Genomic DNA, 17,777 nt, shown 5'->3' on the forward strand with positions numbered 1-17,777 from the left:
CCATTGATACGCGCGGACGACCGCCGACCCCGGTCTGAGAGAATTGGAACCGTGATCTCCCGAATCGATCTGCGCGGCGACGCCCTTCCCGAGGGCCCCGCCCTGCGCGACCTGCTGCCCCGAGCCGACTTCGACGTTCAGGCCGCACTGGAGAAGGTGCGTCCGATCTGCGAGGCCGTGCATCATCGGGGTGACGCGGCGCTGATCGACTTCGCCGAGAAGTTCGACGGGGTGCGGCTGGAATCCGTACGGGTCCCGGCGCAGGCGCTCACCGACGCGCTGGAGCGGCTCGACCCGGCCGTGCGCGCGGCCCTGGAGGAGTCCATCCGGCGCGCCCGTCTCGTCCACCGCGAGCAGCGCCGTACGACGCACACCACCCAGGTCGTGCCCGGCGGCTCGGTCACCGAGAAGTGGGTGCCGGTCGAGCGGGTCGGTCTGTACGCCCCCGGCGGGCGGTCCGTCTACCCCTCCTCCGTGATCATGAACGTCGTGCCCGCGCAGGAGGCCGGCGTCGGGTCGATCGCCCTCGCCTCGCCGGCGCAGGCCGAGTTCGACGGCCTGCCGCACCCGACGATCCTCGCCGCGTGCGCGCTGCTCGGCGTGGACGAGGTCTACGCGGCCGGTGGCGCCACCGCCGTCGCGATGTTCGCGTACGGCACCGAGTCCTGCCCGCCCGCCCCCATGGTCACCGGGCCCGGCAACATCTGGGTCGCCGCCGCCAAGCGCTACTTCACCGGCAAGATCGGCATCGACGCCGAGGCCGGCCCCACCGAGATCGCGATCCTCGCGGACTCCAGCGCCGACCCGGCGCACGTCGCCGCCGACCTGATCAGCCAGGCCGAGCACGACCCGCTCGCGGCGGCCGTGCTGGTCACCGACTCCACCGAGCTGGCGGACGCGGTGGAGAAGGAGCTCGAACCGCAGGTCGCGGCCACCAAGCACATCGACGACCGGATCGTCCCGGCCCTGAAGGGCAGGCAGTCCGCGATCGTGCTGGTCGACGGAGTCGACGAGGGTCTCAGGGTGGTCGACGCCTACGGCGCCGAGCACCTGGAGATCCAGACGGCCGACGCCGCCGCCGTCGCCGACCGGGTCAGGAACGCGGGGGCGATCTTCATCGGCCCCTGGGCGCCGGTCTCGCTGGGCGACTACGCGGCCGGGTCCAACCACGTCCTGCCCACCGGCGGCTGCGCCTGCCACTCCTCCGGCCTGTCCGTCCAGTCCTTCCTGCGCGGCATCCACATCGTCGACTACACGCGGGAGGCGCTGGCCGACGTGGCCCACCACGTGGTGACGCTGGCGGAGGCGGAGGACCTGCCCGCGCACGGCGCGGCGATCAAGGCGAGGTTCGGCTGGAAGGTACCGACGAGCAAGTGAGCTTCGGAATCGACGATCTCCCCGTACGGGACGAGCTGCGCGGCAAGTCCCCCTACGGCGCGCCCCAGCTGGACGTCCCCGTACGGCTGAACACGAACGAGAACCCCTACCCGCTGCCCGAACCGCTGGTCGAGCGGATCACCGAGCGGGTGCGCGAGGCGGCCCGCGGCCTCAACCGCTACCCGGACCGGGACGCGGTCGAGCTGCGTACCCAGCTCGCCAAGTACCTGACGGACACCTCCGGTTACGAGGTCGGCCCGGCGAACGTGTGGGCCGCCAACGGCTCGAACGAGGTCATCCAGCAGCTGCTGCAGACCTTCGCCGGCCCCGGCCGTACGGCGATCGGCTTCGAGCCCTCGTACTCGATGCACGCGCTCATCTCGCGCGGCACGGGCACCGGCTGGATCTCCGGCCCCCGGCGCGAGGACTTCACCATCGACCCGGCGGCGGCCGAGCGGGCCATCGCCGAGCACCGGCCGGACGTCGTCTTCATCACCACCCCCAACAACCCCACGGGCAACGCCGTCCCGCCCGAGACGGTTCTCGCGCTCTACGAGGCGGCGCAGGCGGCCAAGCCGTCGATGGTCGTCGTGGACGAGGCGTACGTCGAGTTCAGCCACGGCGACTCGCTGCTGCCGCTGCTCGAAGGTCGGCCGAAACTCGTCGTCTCGCGGACCATGTCGAAGGCGTTCGGGGCCGCCGGCCTCCGCCTCGGCTATCTCGCCGCGCACCCGGCGGTGGTGGACGCCGTCCAGCTCGTACGGCTGCCGTACCACCTGTCGGCGATCACCCAGGCGACCGCCCTGGCCGCCCTGGAGCACACCGGCACGCTGCTGAAGTACGTCGAAGAGCTGAAGTCCGAGCGGGACCGACTGGTCGGTGAGCTGCGCGCGATCGGCTACGAGGTCACCGAGTCCGACGCGAACTTCGTGCAGTTCGGACGGTTCCCCGACGCCCACGAGGCCTGGCGGCGGATCCTCGACCGGGGCGTCCTGGTCCGTGACAACGGCGTACCGGGGTGGCTGCGGGTCACCGCCGGGACCCCGGCCGAAAACGACGCGTTCCTCGACGCGGTCCGTGATGTGAAGAAGGAGCAGAGTTCATGAGCCGCGTAGGACGCGTGGAGCGCACGACGAAGGAGACCGCGGTCCTCGTCGAGATAGACCTCGACGGCACCGGCAAGACCGACATCGCCACCGGCGTCGGCTTCTACGACCACATGCTCGACCAGCTCGGCCGGCACGGTCTGTTCGACCTGACCGTGAAGACCGACGGCGACCTGCACATCGACTCCCACCACACCATCGAGGACACCGCCCTCGCGCTGGGCGCCGCCTTCAAGCAGGCGCTCGGCGACAAGGTGGGGATCTACCGCTTCGGCAACTGCACGGTCCCGCTGGACGAGTCCCTCGCCCAGGTCACCGTCGACCTCTCCGGCCGCCCCTACCTCGTGCACACCGAGCCCGAGAAGATGGCGCCGATGATCGGCGAGTACGACACCACGATGACCCGGCACATCCTGGAGTCCTTCGTCGCCCAGGCGCAGATCGCGCTGCACGTGCACGTGCCCTACGGGCGCAACGCCCACCACATCGTGGAGTGCCAGTTCAAGGCGCTGGCCCGGGCGCTGCGCTACGCCAGTGAGCGGGACCCGCGCGCGGCCGGCATCCTTCCGTCCACGAAGGGTGCGCTGTAAACCCATGAACGGTCTGTCCACCGTCCTGATCGTCGTCGGCCTGTTCCTGGTCGGCGGCATCTACTCCTTCGTCAAGCAGCAGATGCCCAAGAGCCTCATCGTGCTGCTGTCCATCGGCGCCGCGATGTGCCTCGTCGCGGGTGTGCTGCGGCTGGAGGTGTGGAACTGATGAGCACGCCGAAGAAGGTCGTGGTCTTCGACTACGGCTTCGGCAACGTCCGCTCCGCCGAGCGCGCCCTCGCGCGCACCGGAGCCGAGGTCGAGATCACGCGCGACTTCGACAGGGCCATGAACGCGGACGGCCTGCTGGTGCCCGGCGTGGGCGCCTTCGCCGCCTGCATGCGGGGCCTGAAGGAGGCCCGCGGCGACTGGATCATCGGCCGCCGGCTGTCCGGCGGGCGCCCGGTGATGGGCATCTGCGTCGGCATGCAGATCCTGTTCGCGCGCGGCATCGAGCACGGCGTCGAGACCGAGGGCCTCGACGAGTGGCCCGGCTCGGTCGAGCCGCTGCAGGCCGAGATCGTGCCCCACATGGGCTGGAACACCGTCGAGGCACCGGCCGACTCGGAGCTGTTCGCGGGGCTGGAGGCGGACGCGCGCTTCTACTTCGTGCACTCCTACGCCGTCCACGACTGGTCGCTGGACGTGCACAACCCGGTGATGCACGCCCCCAAGGTGACCTGGTCCACCCACGGCAAGCCCTTCGTGGCCGCCGTGGAGAACGGCGCCCTGTGGGCCACCCAGTTCCACCCCGAGAAGTCCGGCGACGCCGGAGCCCAGCTGCTCACCAACTGGATCGGAACCCTGTAGAGACATGGCCAAGCTCGAACTCCTCCCCGCCGTCGACGTCCGCGACGGCCAGGCCGTCCGCCTCGTGCACGGTGAGTCCGGCACGGAGACCTCCTACGGCTCGCCCCTCGAAGCCGCCCTCGCCTGGCAGCGGTCGGGCGCCGAGTGGCTGCACCTGGTCGACCTGGACGCCGCGTTCGGCACCGGCGACAACCGGGAGCTGATCGCCGAGGTCGCGAAGGCGATGGACATCAAGGTGGAGCTGTCCGGCGGCATCCGCGACGACGCCTCCCTGGCCGCCGCCCTCGCCACCGGCTGCACCCGGGTGAACCTCGGCACCGCCGCCCTGGAGACCCCGGAGTGGGTCGCCAAGATCATCGCCGAGCACGGCGACAAGATCGCGGTGGGTCTGGACGTACGCGGCACGACCCTGCGCGGACGCGGCTGGACCCGCGACGGCGGTGACCTCTACGAGACGCTGGCGCGGCTCGACAAGGAGGGCTGCGCGCGCTACGTCGTCACCGACATCGCCAAGGACGGCACGCTGCAGGGCCCCAACCTGGAGCTGCTGAGGAACGTGTGCGCCGCGACCGATCGCCCGGTCGTGGCCTCCGGTGGCGTGTCGTCGCTCGACGACCTGCGGGCCCTCGCCGAACTGGTACCTCTCGGTGTCGAGGGCGCCATCGTAGGGAAGGCGCTGTACGCGAAGGCGTTCACCCTTGAAGAGGCCTTGGAGGCGGTAGCCCAGTGAGCGATGTACGACGCGTCACGACCGGTGCGCCCTGGGAGGAGAACTTCGGCTACTCCCGAGCGGTGGAGCTGCCGAACGGGCTGGTGCTGGTCTCCGGTTGCACATCGATAGTGGACGGCGAGATCGCCGGAGGCGGACCGTACGAGCAGACGGTCAACGCCTTCAACGTGGCGCTCGCGGCGCTGGGCCAGTTGGGCCTGGGCCGCGAGGACGTCGTGCGTACGCGCATGTACATCACCCACGCCCGGGACGTGGACGACGTCGGACGCGCGCACAAGGAGCTGTTCGACTCCGTCCGGCCCGCCACATCCATGATCATCGTCTCCGGCTTCGTCGACCCCAGTCTGGTCGTCGAGGTCGAGGTGGAGGCGTTCCGAGGAGTGTCCGGACCATGACCCTCGCCGTCCGAGTCATCCCCTGCCTGGACGTGGACGACGGCCGGGTCGTCAAGGGCGTCAACTTCCAGAACCTGCGCGACGCGGGCGACCCCGTCGAGATGGCCAAGGTGTACGACGCCGAGGGCGCCGACGAGCTGACGTTCCTGGACATCACCGCGTCCTCGGGCAACCGCGAGACGACGTACGACGTGGTCCGCCGCACCGCCGAGCAGGTGTTCATCCCGCTGACCGTCGGCGGCGGGGTCCGCACCGCCGAGGACGTGGACAGGCTGCTGCGCGCGGGCGCCGACAAGGTGGGCGTGAACACCGCGGCGATCGCCCGCCCGGACCTGATCCGGGAGATCGCCGAGCGCTTCGGCCGCCAGGTGCTGGTGCTCTCGGTGGACGCGCGCCGCACGGAGTCGGGCTCCTTCGAGGTGACCACCCACGGCGGGCGCAAGGGCACCGGCATCGACGCCGTCGAGTGGGCGCACCGGGCCGCCGAACTGGGCGCGGGCGAGATCCTGCTGAACTCCATGGACGCGGACGGCACGAAGGACGGCTACGACCTGGAGATGATCGCGGCCGTACGCAAGCACGTGACGGTCCCCGTCATCGCCTCGGGCGGCGCGGGCCGGCTCGCCGACTTCGCCCCGGCGGTCGGGGCGGGCGCGGACGCGGTGCTCGCGGCCTCCGTCTTCCACTTCGGTGACCTGCGGATCTCAGAGGTGAAGCAGGCTCTGCGGGAGGCGGGTCACCCGGTGCGGTGACGTAACCACACGGACCAAGATGCGAAAGGGAAGTTGCGCAAAATCTGTTGTGCAACTTCTCTTTCGTATCTACGGTTGGTGGCATGACAACCAAGGGGAGTCGTGCCATCACGGACGTGGGCACGCTCAAGGCACTCGCCCATCCGCTGCGGATGAAGCTGTACCGGGCCCTGTGCGTGGCCGACAAGGCGACCGCCTCGCACCTCGCCGAGCAGGTGGACGAGGCCGTCTCGCTGGTCAGCTACCACCTGCGCAAGCTCGCCGAGCACGGGCTGATCGAGGAGGCCGAGCCGCAGAGCGGGGACGGCCGCGAGCGGTGGTGGCAGCCGTCCTCGGACGGCGTGAGCATCCGCGACCGGGACTTCCGGGACGCGCCCGAGAAGGCGGCAGCGCATCTGGCGGCCACCCGGCTCTTCCACGAACAGCGCGTGGACATGTACCGCCGCTACCTCGACGAGCGGCCCACCTGGAGCCCCGAGTGGAACGCCGCCGCTCCCGACAGCGAGTCCCTCCTCCGCCTGACCGCGAGCGAACTGAACGAACTGCGTGAGGAACTCGTCGCCCTCGCCAGGAAGTACGACGAGAAAGGCCGGTCCGCCGAAGCCTCGGGCGACACCGAAGGGCGCGAGCACGTCGCGCTGCACGTGTACGGATTCCCGTTCCGCGTCTGAGAGGACCTCGCCGCCCCATGACCGCCACGCTCATATCCTCGGCGCAGCCCACCACCGACCGCCCCGCCCACCGCGACCCCAACGTCCTGCGCTGGCTCGCGGCGTACACGTCCTCGATGGTCGGAGACAGCGTCTACTACATCGCCCTGTCCTGGGCCGCCGTACAGACCGGAAGCCCCTCGCAGGCGGGGGTGGTCATGTCGGTCAGCGCACTGCCGAGGGCCGTGCTGATGCTGGGCGGCGGTGTGATCGCCGACCGGCTGGGACCGCGCAGAGTCGTCATCGGCAGTGACGCGGTGCGCTGCGCGGCCGTCCTCGCGGTGGCCGCCCTGCTGTTCCTCACCAGCCCCGGCCTGTGGCCGCTGGCCCTGCTGGCCCTGGTCTTCGGCACCGTCGACGCCGTGTTCATGCCCGCCGTGGGCGCCCTCCCCGCGCGGATCACCGGCAAGGACCAGCTCGCCCGCGTCCAGGGCATGCGCGGCCTCGCGATCCGCTGCGCGAGCGTCGTCGGCGCCCCGCTCGGCGGCCTGGGCGTGGCGGTCGGCGGGGCGGCGGTCGCGTTCGCACTCGCCGGACTGCTCATCGCGGTGTCGGTGCCGCTGCTGGTCTCCCTGCGGGTGCGGGAGCTGCCCGCCGACGACACCGCCCCTTCCGGCACCGCCCGGAACACCGCCTGGAGCGACCTCGCGGCCGGACTCCGGTACATCCGGGGCCACCGGGTCCTCGCCCCGCTGATGCTGGCCATCGCCCTCGGCGACCTGGGCTTCGTCGGCCCCTTCAACGTCGGTCTGACCCTGCTGGCCGACGAACGCGGCTGGGGCGCCTCCGGGATGGGCTGGGTGCTCGCCGGGTTCAGCGTCGGCGCGGGCGCCGCCTCGCTGCTGCTGACCGTCCGGGGCCGGCTGCCCCGCGCCGGCCTGGTCGCCGCGTACGCCATCCTCGCGGGCTCCGTCGCGATCGGCGCCCTCGCCTTCGTCCCGGATCTCGCAGGGGCAGTCGGGGTCGCCCTGCTCGTCGGGGCGCTCGCCGGACTCAGCGGCGCGATGTGCGGCGCCCTTCTCCAGACCCAGTCCGAACCCGCCTACCTGGGCCGGGTCACCGCCGTCTCCGGCCTGGTCAGCCTCGGCCTGGCCCCGCTGAGCATGCCGATCGCCGCCACCGCGGCCGACGCCTTCGGCCTCGGCCCGGTCTATGTCGTCAGCGCCGCCGTGTGCGGCCTCGGCGGGGTCGTCGCCCTGTGCGCGCCGGGGCTGCGCCGCGCCGAACTGCCCCGCTGACCGTCACCGCTTCGGCTGGGCCAGCTGCACCAGATTGCCGACGGTGTCGTCGAGCACGGCGGCGATCACCGGCCCCTGCTCCCGGGGCTCGTGGGTGAAGCGCACACCGAGCCCGCGCAGCCGTTCGTACTCCGCCGCGATGTCGTCCACCGAGAAGACGATGGCCGGGATCCCCGCCTCGTACAGGGACCGGCGGTACGGCTCCGCGATGGGGCCCGAGCCCGGCTCCAGCAGCAACTGCAGCTCCGGCTGGGCCCCGCCGGACGCCCCGACCGTGACGAACAGCGTGCCGTCGCCCAGGTCCAGGTGGTTGCGGGTCTCGAAGCCCAGGACGTCCGTGTAGAAGGCGTGGGCCTCCGCCACGTCGTCGACGTACACGCCGGTCATCGCGACCCTGATCACGGGAAGCCCCCTCAGATGCCGAGCTGCTTCGACTCGTGCAGCTTGCTGATCGCGTTCTCGTCGCCCTCCAGGTCCACCTTCGCGGCGCTCTGCCGGCCGAAGGCGAACATCAGCAGCTCGGAGGGCTCGCCGGTGACCGTCACCACCGGCGTGCCCCGGTGGGCGACCGCCGTCTGGCCGTCCGGGCGGCGCAGCACCAGGCCCGTGGGCACGCCCCGGCCCACCAGGCGGGCGGTGCGCTCCAGGCGGGACCACAGGGTGTCCTGGAAGACCCGGTCCAGCTCCCGCGGGCTCCAGTCGGGCTGGGCGCGGCGGACGTCCTCCGTGTGGACGTAGAACTCGACGATGTTGGCCGCCTCGTCGATCTGCTTGAGCTGGAAGGGCGAGAAGCGCGGCGGGCCCGTACGGATCAGCTGGATCAGCTCCTCGTACGGCTTCGCGGTGTACTCCGCCATCACCTTCTCCAGGCGCGGCGCGAGCTGCTTGATCAGGGTGCCGCCGGCCGCGTCGGGGCGGCGCTCGCGCACCACCACGTGCGCGGCGAGATCGCGGGTCAGCCAGCCCTGGCACAGGGTCGGGGCCTCGGGGCCGGTGGTTTCCAAGAGGTCGGCGAGCAGAAGCCGTTCACGCTTGGCGAAGGTCGACATGCTGTCAGCCTACGACCGCGTACCAGGTCCGGACAGTGGACACGATCCCGGGCCCGCCGGCGCCTCCCGGCACAATGGCACCATGACCAGTACGACCGGTACGCCCCGGCCCAGCAGCCTCGACCCCGAGATCGCCGCGCGCCTCAAGCGCAGCGCCGACGGACTCCTGCCCGCCATCGCCCAGCAGTACGACACCGGAGAGGTGCTGATGCTGGGCTGGATGGACGACGAGGCGCTGCACCGCACGCTCACCACCGGCCGCTGCACGTACTGGTCCCGCAGCCGCCAGGAGTACTGGGTCAAGGGCGACACCTCCGGCCACGTCCAGCGGGTCAGGTCCGTCGCCCTGGACTGCGACGCCGACACCGTGCTGGTCAAGGTCGACCAGACCGGCGCCGCCTGCCACACCGGCGCGCGCACCTGCTTCGACGACGACGTGCTCCTGAAGGACGCCGAGGGCGCCGGTTCCGGCGTACCGGCCTCGGATCAGTAAGGTCAGCGGCCATGGATCTCGAGACGTTCCGCAAGCTCGCCGCCGACCGCCGCGTCATCCCGGTCACCCGCAAGCTCCTCGCCGACGGTGACACCCCGGTCGCGCTGTACCGCAAGCTCGCCGCCGAGCGCCCCGGCACCTTCCTGCTGGAGTCCGCGGAGAACGGCCGCTCGTGGTCCCGCTACTCCTTCGTGGGCGTGCGGTCGTCGGCCACGCTGACCGAGCGCGACGGCCAGGCCCACTGGCTGGGCACCCCGCCCGTCGGCGTCCCCGCGGCCGGCGACCCGCTCGCCACCCTGCGCGCCACCGTCGAGGCCCTGCACACTCCCCGCGACCTGGCCCATGACCTGGGCCTGCCGCCCTTCACCGGCGGCATGGTCGGCTACCTCGGCTACGACATCGTCCGCCGCCTGGAGAAGATCGGCCCCGGCGAGCGGGACGACCTCCGGCTCCCCGAGCTGACCATGCTGCTGACCAGCGACCTCGCGGTGATGGACCACTGGGAGGGCTCCGTCCTGCTGATCGCCAACGCGATCAACCACAACGACCTGGAGACCGGCGTCGACGAGGCCTACGCCGACGCCGTGGCCCGGCTCGACGCCATGGAGGCCGACCTGTCCCGGGCGGTCGCCCAGCCCCCGGCCGTCCTGCCGCCCTCCGAACTGCCCGAGTACACCGCCCGGTGGGGCGGCCCCGACTTCCAGGCCGCGGTCGAGGACATCAAGGAGCGCATCCGGGCGGGCGAGGCCTTCCAGGTCGTACCGTCGCAGCGGTTCGAGACGCCGTGCACGGCGAGCGCGCTGGACGTGTACCGGGTGCTGCGGGCGACCAACCCGTCCCCCTACATGTACCTGTTCCGCTTCGACGGGTTCGACGTGGTGGGATCCTCGCCCGAAGCCCTGGTCAAGGTCGAGGACGGGCAGGCCATGGTCCACCCCATCGCCGGCACCCGGCACCGCGGCGCCACCCCGCAGGAGGACCAGGCCCTCGCCGACGAACTGCTCGCCGACCCCAAGGAGCGCGCCGAGCACCTCATGCTCGTCGACCTCGGCCGCAACGACCTCGGACGGGTCTGCGAACCCGGCTCGGTGGAGGTCGTCGACTTCATGTCCATCGAGCGGTACTCGCACGTGATGCACATCGTCTCGACGGTGACCGGACGCGTGGCGCGGGGCCGCACCGCCTTCGACGTGCTGACGGCCTGCTTCCCGGCGGGCACCCTCTCCGGCGCGCCCAAGCCCCGCGCGATGCAGATCATCGACGAACTGGAACCGTCCCGGCGCGGGCTGTACGGCGGCTGCGTCGGCTACCTCGACTTCGCGGGCGACTCCGACACCGCCATCGCCATCCGTACGGCCCTGCTGCGCGGCGGCACCGCCTATGTCCAGGCCGGCGCGGGCATCGTCGCCGACTCCGACCCGCTCGCCGAGGACCAGGAGTGCCGCAACAAGGCCGCGGCGGTGCTGCGGGCCGTGCACACCGCCAACCGGCTGGGCGAATAGGGCGCTTATCACGTTCCCCATCCGAACCCCGGGCGCCGTTTCGCCCGGGGTTCGGGAGATAGTGGGGTACGTGACTGCCGTACCCCACTCATCCGAAGCCCCCGCATCCGAGCGGTCCGGCCGCCGGAGCCTCGCCCTCGCCCTGCTGTGCGGCGCGCTCGGCGCGGCCGTGGCGCTGCTGGCCACCCGGCAGCGCTGGTCGGAGGGCACCGCGACGGTGGCCGGCGGCGCCTTCCCGCTGACCGCCAGGGGCAGTGACGTCACGGGCGTCCCCGCGGCCCTCGCCATAGTGGGCCTCGCCGCGCTCGTCGCCGTCTTCGCCGTCCGCAGGGCCGGCCGCTTCCTGGTCGCCGGGCTGCTCGCGCTCTCCGGCGCCGGCACCGTCGCCGCGGCCCTGATCGGCGCCTCCGACAGCTCCGCGCTCGACGAGAAGGCCGCCGAGGCCACCGGCGACACCTCCGCCTCCGTGGGCGCGCTCAGCCACACCGGCTGGCCCTACGTCGCGGCCGTCGGCGGCGCCCTCCTCCTGCTCGCCGGCCTCCTCGCCCTGCGCTATGGCCGGCTGTGGCCCGCCATGTCCGGCCGCTACGAGCGCGACGGCACCCCCCGCCCGCGCCGCACCGCCAAGGCCGCCGACCCCGACCGCCCCGAGGAACTCTGGAAGGCCCTGGACCGGGGCGAGGACCCGACGGGGGCCTAGCCGCCTCCCCGGTGTGGCGAAACAGACGCCCACGAGGAGCGACCCCCGCTCACGGCACGCGTACGCGTACGGGACAATGGACGGCAACGTCCGCCCCGGACACGGGCGGGCCCGGAGACGTACGGCACGTACGGACACGCACACCAGCAACGAGGAGCAAGCAATGGCGGGCAGCAGCCACGGTCACACCCCGGCCGCCTGGACCGGTGTCATCATCGCCTTCATCGGTTTCTGCGTCGCGGGCGCCTTCATGGTGATGGCACAGCCGCTGGGCTTCTGGGCCGGCATGGCGATCGTGGTCCTCGGCGGTGTCGTGGGCGCCGTCATGCGCTCCATGGGCCTGGGCCAGCCGAAGCAGTCGCACGCGGTGGCGCACGCCGCCCCGGCCGTGACCCGCGAGCCGGCGAGCGTCGAGGGCTGAGCACGCGTTCTTCGCGTCCTTCGCGCAAGGGGCGGCCGGCACCGGTGAGGTGCCGGCCGCCCCTCACGCGCGCGGGGGGCCGCTACGGGGCAGAATGCGAGGCGTGAACGCCGACAGCCCCAGCGTCCAGCGCACACCCCCGCCCGCCGCCCGGTGGGGACGGGCGGCCGTGCCCGCCGGGGTCCTCACGGCCGTCGCCGGGGCCTTCGCCTACGTCGGGGCCGTCGACCCCAACCAGCCCGGCCACTACCCGGTGTGCCCGCTGCTGCGCTACACCGGCCTGTACTGCCCCGGCTGCGGCGGCCTGCGCAGCGCGCACGCCTTCGTCCACGGGGACCTCCTCACCGCGCTCCAGGACAACGCGGTGGCCGTGGTCGGCTATCTGGGTTTCGCGGTGCTGTGGACCGTCTGGGTGGTGCGCGCGGTGCGCGGACGGCCGCTGCGGATCGACCCCGCACCGGCGGCCCTGTGGGCCGCCGGGGTGTCGCTGCTGGTGTTCACCCTCGTCCGGAACCTGCCGTTCGGCGGCTGGCTGCATCCTTGACCGGCCGGTGAACGTCCAGGTAGTGGGATCGGCGTCAACCGGATGCGGGGCCTACGCCGTCCTCCGGATACCATCGCAGTGACCATGGCTTTTCAATGGGTTTTCAACCGTCTGGAAAAACCGTCTGGAAGGGGGCCGCTCGCGTGAGTGTGCTCGACGAGATCATCGACGGAGTCCGTGCCGACCTCGCGGAGCGGCAGGCGCGCGTCAGCCTCGACGAGCTCAAGGAGCGCGCGGCGAAGGCTTCCGCCGCCAAGGACGGCGTGGCCGCACTGCGCGGTGAGGGCGTCAAGGTCATCTGTGAGGTGAAGCGCTCCAGCCCGTCCAAGGGCGCGCTGGCCGCGATCGCCGACCCGGCCGGGCTCGCCGCGGACTACGAGGCGGGCGGCGCGGCCGTCATCTCGGTCCTCACCGAGCAGCGCCGCTTCGGCGGCTCGCTGGCCGACCTGGAAGCCGTCCGGGCCCGCGTGGACATCCCGGTCCTGCGCAAGGACTTCATCGTCACCTCGTACCAGTTGTGGGAGGCCCGGGCGTACGGCGCCGACCTCGTGCTGCTGATCGTGGCGGCCCTGGACCAGCCGGCCCTGGAGTCGCTGATCGAGCGCGCCGTCTCCATCGGTCTCACCCCGCTCGTCGAGGTGCACGACGAGGACGAGGTCGAGCGGGCGGTGGACGCCGGCGCCAAGGTCATCGGCGTCAACGCGCGCAACCTCAAGACGCTGGAGGTCGACCGCGGGACGTTCGAACGCGTCGCGCCGGAGATCCCGAACCACATCGTCAAGATCGCCGAGTCCGGGGTGCGCGGACCGCACGACCTCATCGCCTACGCCAACGCGGGCGCGGACGCGGTCCTGGTCGGCGAGTCCCTGGTGACCGGCCGCGACCCGAAGAGCGCCGTCGCCGATCTGGTGGCGGCGGGGGAGCACCCCGCACTGCGGCACGGCCGGGGCTGAGCTCCCGGTAGGCTGGCCGTCGATGACTCTCCCGCTCACCCCGGCGACCCGGGACCCGTATGCCCGCCTCGCGCGCGGCTGCCGGCCCCGTGGCTGTCGTGCGCCCGCGCGACGGGTGCACGGCCGCCGGGTGCGGTACGTCATCGGTGACGAGCCCGGGCAGGTGAACGGGCGTCGATGGCAGCGCCCCCTTCAGGGGCGCGGGGTAGTTCTGGACATGCGGCTTCGCCGCGTGGGTGCGACGAGCCGTACACGGCCCGCCGTCGGCTGACCATCCCCGCCCCCACGGCGATCAGTGTCTTTTTCACGCACTCACCGTGAGGTATCCGCATGCCCAGCGAGTTCTTCATCCCCGACCCGGAGGGTCAGGTCCCCAGCGCCGAGGGCTACTTCGGCGCGTTCGGCGGCAAGTTCATCCCGGAGGCGCTCGTCGCCGCCGTGGACGAGGTAGCCGTCGAGTACGACAAGGCGAAGGCCGACCCCGAGTTCGCCCGCGAGCTCGACGACCTGCTCGTCAACTACACCGGCCGGCCGAGCGCCCTCACCGAGGTGCCGAGATTCGCCGAGCACGCCGGTGGCGCCCGTGTCTTCCTCAAGCGCGAGGACCTCAACCACACCGGCTCCCACAAGATCAACAACGTGCTCGGCCAGGCCCTGCTCACCAAGCGCATGGGCAAGACCCGCGTCATCGCCGAGACCGGCGCCGGCCAGCACGGTGTGGCGACGGCGACGGCCTGCGCCCTGTTCGGCCTTGAGTGCACCATCTACATGGGCGAGATCGACACCCAGCGCCAGGCCCTCAACGTGGCCCGGATGCGCATGCTCGGTGCCGAGGTCGTCGCCGTGAAGTCCGGCAGCCGCACGCTGAAGGACGCCATCAACGAGGCCTTCCGCGACTGGGTGGCCAACGTCGACCACACCCACTACCTCTTCGGCACGGTCGCCGGGCCCCACCCCTTCCCGGCGATGGTCCGCGACTTCCACCGCGTCATCGGCGTCGAGGCCCGCCGCCAGCTCCTGGAGCGGGCGGGGCGCCTCCCCGACGCCGCCGTCGCCTGCGTCGGCGGCGGATCCAACGCCATCGGCCTCTTCCACGCCTTCATCCCGGACGAGGGCGTGCGGCTCATCGGCTGCGAGCCCGCCGGGCACGGCGTCGAGACCGGCGAGCACGCCGCGACCCTGACCGCGGGCGAGCCCGGCATCCTGCACGGCTCCCGCTCCTACGTCCTGCAGGACGAGGAAGGCCAGATCACCGAGCCCTACTCGATCTCGGCCGGTCTGGACTACCCGGGCATCGGGCCCGAGCACAGCTACCTCAAGGACTCGGGCCGCGGCGAGTACCGCGCGGTCACCGACGACGCGGCGATGCAGGCCCTGCGCCTGCTGTCGCGCACCGAGGGCATCATCCCGGCGATCGAGTCCGCCCACGCGCTGGCCGGCGCTCTGGAAGTCGGCAGGGAGCTGGGCGAGGACGGGCTGATCGTGATCAACCTGTCCGGCCGCGGCGACAAGGACATGGACACGGCCGCCCGCTACTTCGGCCTGTACGACACCGACGCGGAGGTCGCGGCCAACGCGGCCGACACCGCCGAGATCGAGGGGGACGCCAAGTGAGCGGGAACATCCAGCTGCTGTCGGACACCCTCGCCGCCGCCAAGGCCGAGGGGCGCTCCGCGCTCATCGCCTACCTCCCGGCCGGGTTCCCGACCGTGGACGGCGGTATCGAGGCGATCAAGGCCGTCTTCGACGGCGGGGCGGACGTCGTCGAGGTCGGCCTGCCGCACAGCGACCCCGTCCTCGACGGGCCCGTCATCCAGACCGCCGACGACATCGCCCTGCGCGGCGGAGTCAGGATCGCGGACGTGATGCGCACGGTCCGGGAGGCCCACCAGGCAACCGGGAAGCCGGTGCTCGTGATGACCTACTGGAACCCGATCGACCGCTACGGCGTCGAGCGCTTCACCGCCGAGCTGGCCGAGGCGGGAGGCGCGGGCTGCATCCTGCCCGACCTGCCCGTCCAGGAGTCGGCGCTGTGGCGGGAGCACGCCGAGAAGCACGGCCTCGCGACGGTCTTCGTGGTGGCGCCGAGCAGCAAGGACGAGCGGCTCGCCCGGATCACCGCGGCGGGCAGCGGCTTCGTCTACGCGGCCTCGCTGATGGGTGTCACCGGCACCCGCGAGTCGGTCGGCGCGCAGGCACAGGACCTGGTGGAGCGGACCCGGGCCGCCGGTGGCGAGCTGCCGGTCTGTGTCGGGCTGGGTGTCTCCAACGCGGCCCAGGCCGCCGAGGTGGCCGGCTTCGCCGACGGCGTGATCGTCGGCTCGGCCTTCGTCAAGCGGATGCTGGACGCGCCGGACCACGCGGCCGGTATCGAGGCGGTCCGCGAACTCGCCGGCGAGCTGGCGAAGGGCGTGCGCGGACAGGCCTGACACGACGGTACGTGATCATTCGGTCACTCGAACGAGTGGACCTGGGACCGGGGAGGCGCGCTGCGCCTCCCCGGTTCGTTCTGGGGGTGTGAGCGAGAAGAACCGGAACGGAAAGCGCACCGCCCGGGAGCGGCTGGCGGAAGAGCGTGAGAAGCAGAGGTCCGCGGAGAAGCGACGGCGTGCGCTGATCGTCGGCGCGAGCGTCGTCTGCGTCCTGGGCCTCGCGGCGGTGATCGGGGTGATCGCCGCGAACGCGGGCAAGGAGAAGAGCAGCGACAAGACGACCGGCCCGGTCGTCGCGCCCTCGGGGGCACAGGGCAAGGACAGCCTGGCGATCCCGGTCGGCAAGGACGGCGCCAAGTCGACGCTCACGGTGTGGGAGGACTTCCGCTGCCCCGCCTGCAACGCCTTCGAGAAGGCGTACCGCTCGACGGTCAACGAGCTGACCGCGGCCGGCAAGCTCAGAGCCGAGTACCACCTGGTCACCCTGATCGACGGCAACCTCGGCGGCAGCGGCTCCCGCCGCGCGGCCAACGCCGCGGCCTGCGCCCAGGACGCCGGGAAGTTCCGCGCGTACCACGACGTGTTGTACGAGAACCAGCCCCAGGAGACGGACGACGCCTACGGCAGTGACGCCAAGCTGATCGAGCTGGCGGGCAAGGTGCCCGGCCTCGACACACCCGCCTTCCGCAAGTGCGTCGAGGACGGCACGCACAACAGCTGGGTGGTGAAGTCCAACGACGCTTTCGGGGCCAGTGGCCTCAACCAGACGCCGACCGTGCTGCTGAACGGCAAGAGCATCTACCAGGACCCGGCCATGACGCCTGCGAAGCTGAAGCAGATGGTGGAGGCGGCCGACAAGGGATGAGCCGGCGCCGGGGGTAAGCGTTTCTCACCCCCCCGTTACGGACCCGTAGCCGGGCTGCCTGCCGTGTGCGCGGCCCGGCACGGTAGCGTCGACCCTGCCATGGAACTTGCCTACATTCCCAGCCCGTCGCGCGGGGTGATCCACCTCGGCCCCATCCCGCTGCGCGGCTACGCGTTCTGCATCATCATCGGTGTCTTCGTTGCCGTCTGGCTCGGCAACAAGCGCTGGGTCGCCCGCGGCGGGCGGGCCGGCACGGTCGCCGACATCGCTGTCTGGGCCGTACCGTTCGGCCTGGTCGGCGGGCGGCTCTACCACGTGATCACGGACTACGAGCTGTACTTCAGCGAGGGCCGTGACTGGGTGGACGCCTTCAAGGTGTGGCAGGGCGGTCTCGGTATCTGGGGCGCGATCGCGCTCGGCGCGGTCGGCGCGTGGATCGGCTGCCGGCGCCGGGGCATCCCGCTGCCCGCGTACGCCGACGCCATCGCGCCCGGTATCGCCTTCGCCCAGGCCATCGGCCGCTGGGGCAACTGGTTCAACCAGGAGCTGTACGGACACGAGACGCACCTCCCGTGGGCGCTGCACATCACCTCCTCCGAGGGCGGCCGGGTGCCGGGCTACTACCACCCGACGTTCCTCTACGAGTCCCTGTGGTGCATCGGCGTCGGCCTCCTGGTCATCTGGGCCGACCGCCGCTTCACGCTGGGCCATGGCCGGGCGTTCGCCCTGTACGTGGCCGCGTACTGCGCGGGCCGCGGCTGGATCGAGTACATGCGCGTCGACGACGCCCACCACATCCTGGGCCTGCGGCTCAACGTCTGGACCGCGATGATCGTGTTCCTGCTCGCGGTGGTGTACCTCGTGGTCTCGGCGAAGAAGCGGCCGGGCCGGGAAGCGGTGGTGGAACCGGGGGCCCTTGACGGTTCGGCCGAGACCGAGACCGAGGCCGAGGCCGGGGACAAGGCTGAGGACAAGCCTGGGCCGGATGCCGTGGAGGCCGAGGACGAGGCCGAGCCGGATGCCGCGGAGGCGAAGGACGAGACCGAGTCGGCCGGCAAGAAGAGCTGACACCAGGCGGTACGACGTCGAGGGCGCCCCGGTCGGGGCGCC

Annotated in this window: 23 protein-coding genes; 21 read left to right on the forward strand and 2 right to left on the reverse strand. The window is 71.9% G+C overall.

What is annotated here, in order from left to right; genetic code table 11:
- The first annotated feature begins 51 nt into the window (after positions 1-51).
- From hisD to ACZ7L0_RS09725, 10 genes are all read left to right on the forward strand, one after another.
- Positions 52-1,377 carry a histidinol dehydrogenase gene (hisD, locus tag ACZ7L0_RS09680; RefSeq protein ID WP_471241886.1) on the forward strand — a complete coding sequence of 442 codons (1,326 nt, stop codon included), beginning with the start codon at positions 52-54 and terminating at the stop codon, positions 1,375-1,377.
- Complete coding sequence (locus ACZ7L0_RS09685) at positions 1,374-2,483, forward strand: histidinol-phosphate transaminase (RefSeq protein WP_471241887.1); 1,110 nt, start codon at positions 1,374-1,376, stop codon at positions 2,481-2,483. Before hisD ends, ACZ7L0_RS09685 begins: the two co-directional genes overlap by 4 nt.
- A complete protein-coding gene (gene hisB / locus ACZ7L0_RS09690) occupies positions 2,480-3,073 on the forward strand; it encodes an imidazoleglycerol-phosphate dehydratase HisB (RefSeq protein ID WP_471241888.1) in 594 nt (197 codons plus the stop codon). The genes ACZ7L0_RS09685 and hisB overlap by 4 nt, the downstream gene beginning before the upstream one ends.
- A 4-nt stretch (positions 3,074-3,077) precedes the next feature.
- Entirely contained in the window at positions 3,078-3,242 is a 165-nt protein-coding gene (locus tag ACZ7L0_RS09695; protein WP_360346106.1) for a hypothetical protein, read from the forward strand.
- Positions 3,242-3,883 (forward strand): imidazole glycerol phosphate synthase subunit HisH, encoded by a 642-nt coding sequence (gene hisH, locus ACZ7L0_RS09700; RefSeq protein WP_471241889.1) that lies wholly within the window; start codon positions 3,242-3,244, stop codon positions 3,881-3,883. Before ACZ7L0_RS09695 ends, hisH begins: the two co-directional genes overlap by 1 nt.
- Positions 3,884-3,887: 4 nt before the next feature.
- Positions 3,888-4,613: a bifunctional 1-(5-phosphoribosyl)-5-((5-phosphoribosylamino)methylideneamino)imidazole-4-carboxamide isomerase/phosphoribosylanthranilate isomerase PriA gene (priA, locus tag ACZ7L0_RS09705; protein ID WP_471241890.1), complete on the forward strand. Its 726-nt coding sequence runs from the start codon at positions 3,888-3,890 to the stop codon at positions 4,611-4,613.
- On the forward strand, positions 4,610-5,008 hold the full coding sequence (locus tag ACZ7L0_RS09710; RefSeq protein ID WP_471241891.1) for a RidA family protein: 399 nt from the start codon (positions 4,610-4,612) through the stop codon (positions 5,006-5,008). Before priA ends, ACZ7L0_RS09710 begins: the two co-directional genes overlap by 4 nt.
- Complete coding sequence (hisF, locus tag ACZ7L0_RS09715; RefSeq protein ID WP_471241892.1) at positions 5,005-5,760, forward strand: imidazole glycerol phosphate synthase subunit HisF; 756 nt, start codon at positions 5,005-5,007, stop codon at positions 5,758-5,760. The genes ACZ7L0_RS09710 and hisF overlap by 4 nt, the downstream gene beginning before the upstream one ends.
- An 83-nt stretch (positions 5,761-5,843) precedes the next feature.
- A complete protein-coding gene (locus tag ACZ7L0_RS09720) occupies positions 5,844-6,431 on the forward strand; it encodes an ArsR/SmtB family transcription factor (RefSeq protein WP_471241893.1) in 588 nt (195 codons plus the stop codon).
- 17 nt (positions 6,432-6,448) lie between these two features.
- Positions 6,449-7,708, forward strand: coding sequence for an MFS transporter (locus ACZ7L0_RS09725; protein WP_471241894.1), 1,260 nt, complete (start codon positions 6,449-6,451; stop codon positions 7,706-7,708).
- A 3-nt stretch (positions 7,709-7,711) separates the two neighbouring features.
- Here the strand turns inward: ACZ7L0_RS09725 and ACZ7L0_RS09730 are convergent, their stop codons facing one another.
- Both ACZ7L0_RS09730 and ACZ7L0_RS09735 read right to left on the reverse strand, forming a co-directional pair.
- Positions 7,712-8,110 carry a VOC family protein gene (locus ACZ7L0_RS09730; protein WP_471241895.1) on the reverse strand — a complete coding sequence of 133 codons (399 nt, stop codon included), beginning with the start codon at positions 8,108-8,110 and terminating at the stop codon, positions 7,712-7,714.
- 11 nt (positions 8,111-8,121) lie between these two features.
- Complete coding sequence (locus ACZ7L0_RS09735) at positions 8,122-8,757, reverse strand: TIGR03085 family metal-binding protein (RefSeq protein WP_471241896.1); 636 nt, start codon at positions 8,755-8,757, stop codon at positions 8,122-8,124.
- A gap of 82 nt (positions 8,758-8,839) precedes the next feature.
- Here ACZ7L0_RS09735 and hisI point away from each other — a divergent pair, with 82 nt between their 5' ends.
- From hisI to lgt, 11 genes are all read left to right on the forward strand, one after another.
- On the forward strand, positions 8,840-9,250 hold the full coding sequence (hisI, locus tag ACZ7L0_RS09740) for a phosphoribosyl-AMP cyclohydrolase (protein WP_471241897.1): 411 nt from the start codon (positions 8,840-8,842) through the stop codon (positions 9,248-9,250).
- An 11-nt stretch (positions 9,251-9,261) separates the two neighbouring features.
- The gene (locus ACZ7L0_RS09745) at positions 9,262-10,752 is read left to right on the forward strand and encodes an anthranilate synthase component I (RefSeq protein ID WP_471241898.1); all 1,491 of its coding nucleotides are present in this window, start codon (positions 9,262-9,264) and stop codon (positions 10,750-10,752) included.
- A gap of 61 nt (positions 10,753-10,813) precedes the next feature.
- Entirely contained in the window at positions 10,814-11,452 is a 639-nt protein-coding gene (locus ACZ7L0_RS09750; protein ID WP_471241899.1) for a TIGR02234 family membrane protein, read from the forward strand.
- Positions 11,453-11,615: 163 nt separating this feature from the next.
- A complete protein-coding gene (locus tag ACZ7L0_RS09755; protein WP_471241900.1) occupies positions 11,616-11,873 on the forward strand; it encodes an HGxxPAAW family protein in 258 nt (85 codons plus the stop codon).
- Positions 11,874-11,967: 94 nt separating this feature from the next.
- Complete coding sequence (locus ACZ7L0_RS09760) at positions 11,968-12,417, forward strand: DUF2752 domain-containing protein (protein ID WP_471241901.1); 450 nt, start codon at positions 11,968-11,970, stop codon at positions 12,415-12,417.
- Positions 12,418-12,560: 143 nt separating this feature from the next.
- On the forward strand, positions 12,561-13,370 hold the full coding sequence (gene trpC / locus ACZ7L0_RS09765; protein ID WP_471241902.1) for an indole-3-glycerol phosphate synthase TrpC: 810 nt from the start codon (positions 12,561-12,563) through the stop codon (positions 13,368-13,370).
- A gap of 22 nt (positions 13,371-13,392) precedes the next feature.
- The gene (trpM, locus tag ACZ7L0_RS09770; RefSeq protein WP_471241903.1) at positions 13,393-13,641 is read left to right on the forward strand and encodes a tryptophan biosynthesis modulator TrpM; all 249 of its coding nucleotides are present in this window, start codon (positions 13,393-13,395) and stop codon (positions 13,639-13,641) included.
- A gap of 59 nt (positions 13,642-13,700) precedes the next feature.
- Entirely contained in the window at positions 13,701-14,984 is a 1,284-nt protein-coding gene (gene trpB, locus ACZ7L0_RS09775; RefSeq protein ID WP_471241904.1) for a tryptophan synthase subunit beta, read from the forward strand.
- Entirely contained in the window at positions 14,981-15,799 is an 819-nt protein-coding gene (gene trpA, locus ACZ7L0_RS09780) for a tryptophan synthase subunit alpha (RefSeq protein ID WP_471241905.1), read from the forward strand. Before trpB ends, trpA begins: the two co-directional genes overlap by 4 nt.
- Positions 15,800-15,887: 88 nt before the next feature.
- Positions 15,888-16,667, forward strand: coding sequence for a DsbA family protein (locus ACZ7L0_RS09785; protein WP_471241906.1), 780 nt, complete (start codon positions 15,888-15,890; stop codon positions 16,665-16,667).
- Positions 16,668-16,766: 99 nt separating this feature from the next.
- On the forward strand, positions 16,767-17,735 hold the full coding sequence (gene lgt, locus ACZ7L0_RS09790; RefSeq protein ID WP_471241907.1) for a prolipoprotein diacylglyceryl transferase: 969 nt from the start codon (positions 16,767-16,769) through the stop codon (positions 17,733-17,735).
- Positions 17,736-17,777: the final 42 nt, after the last annotated feature.

It is taken from the genome of Streptomyces sp. NPDC039424 (assembly GCF_055639495.1).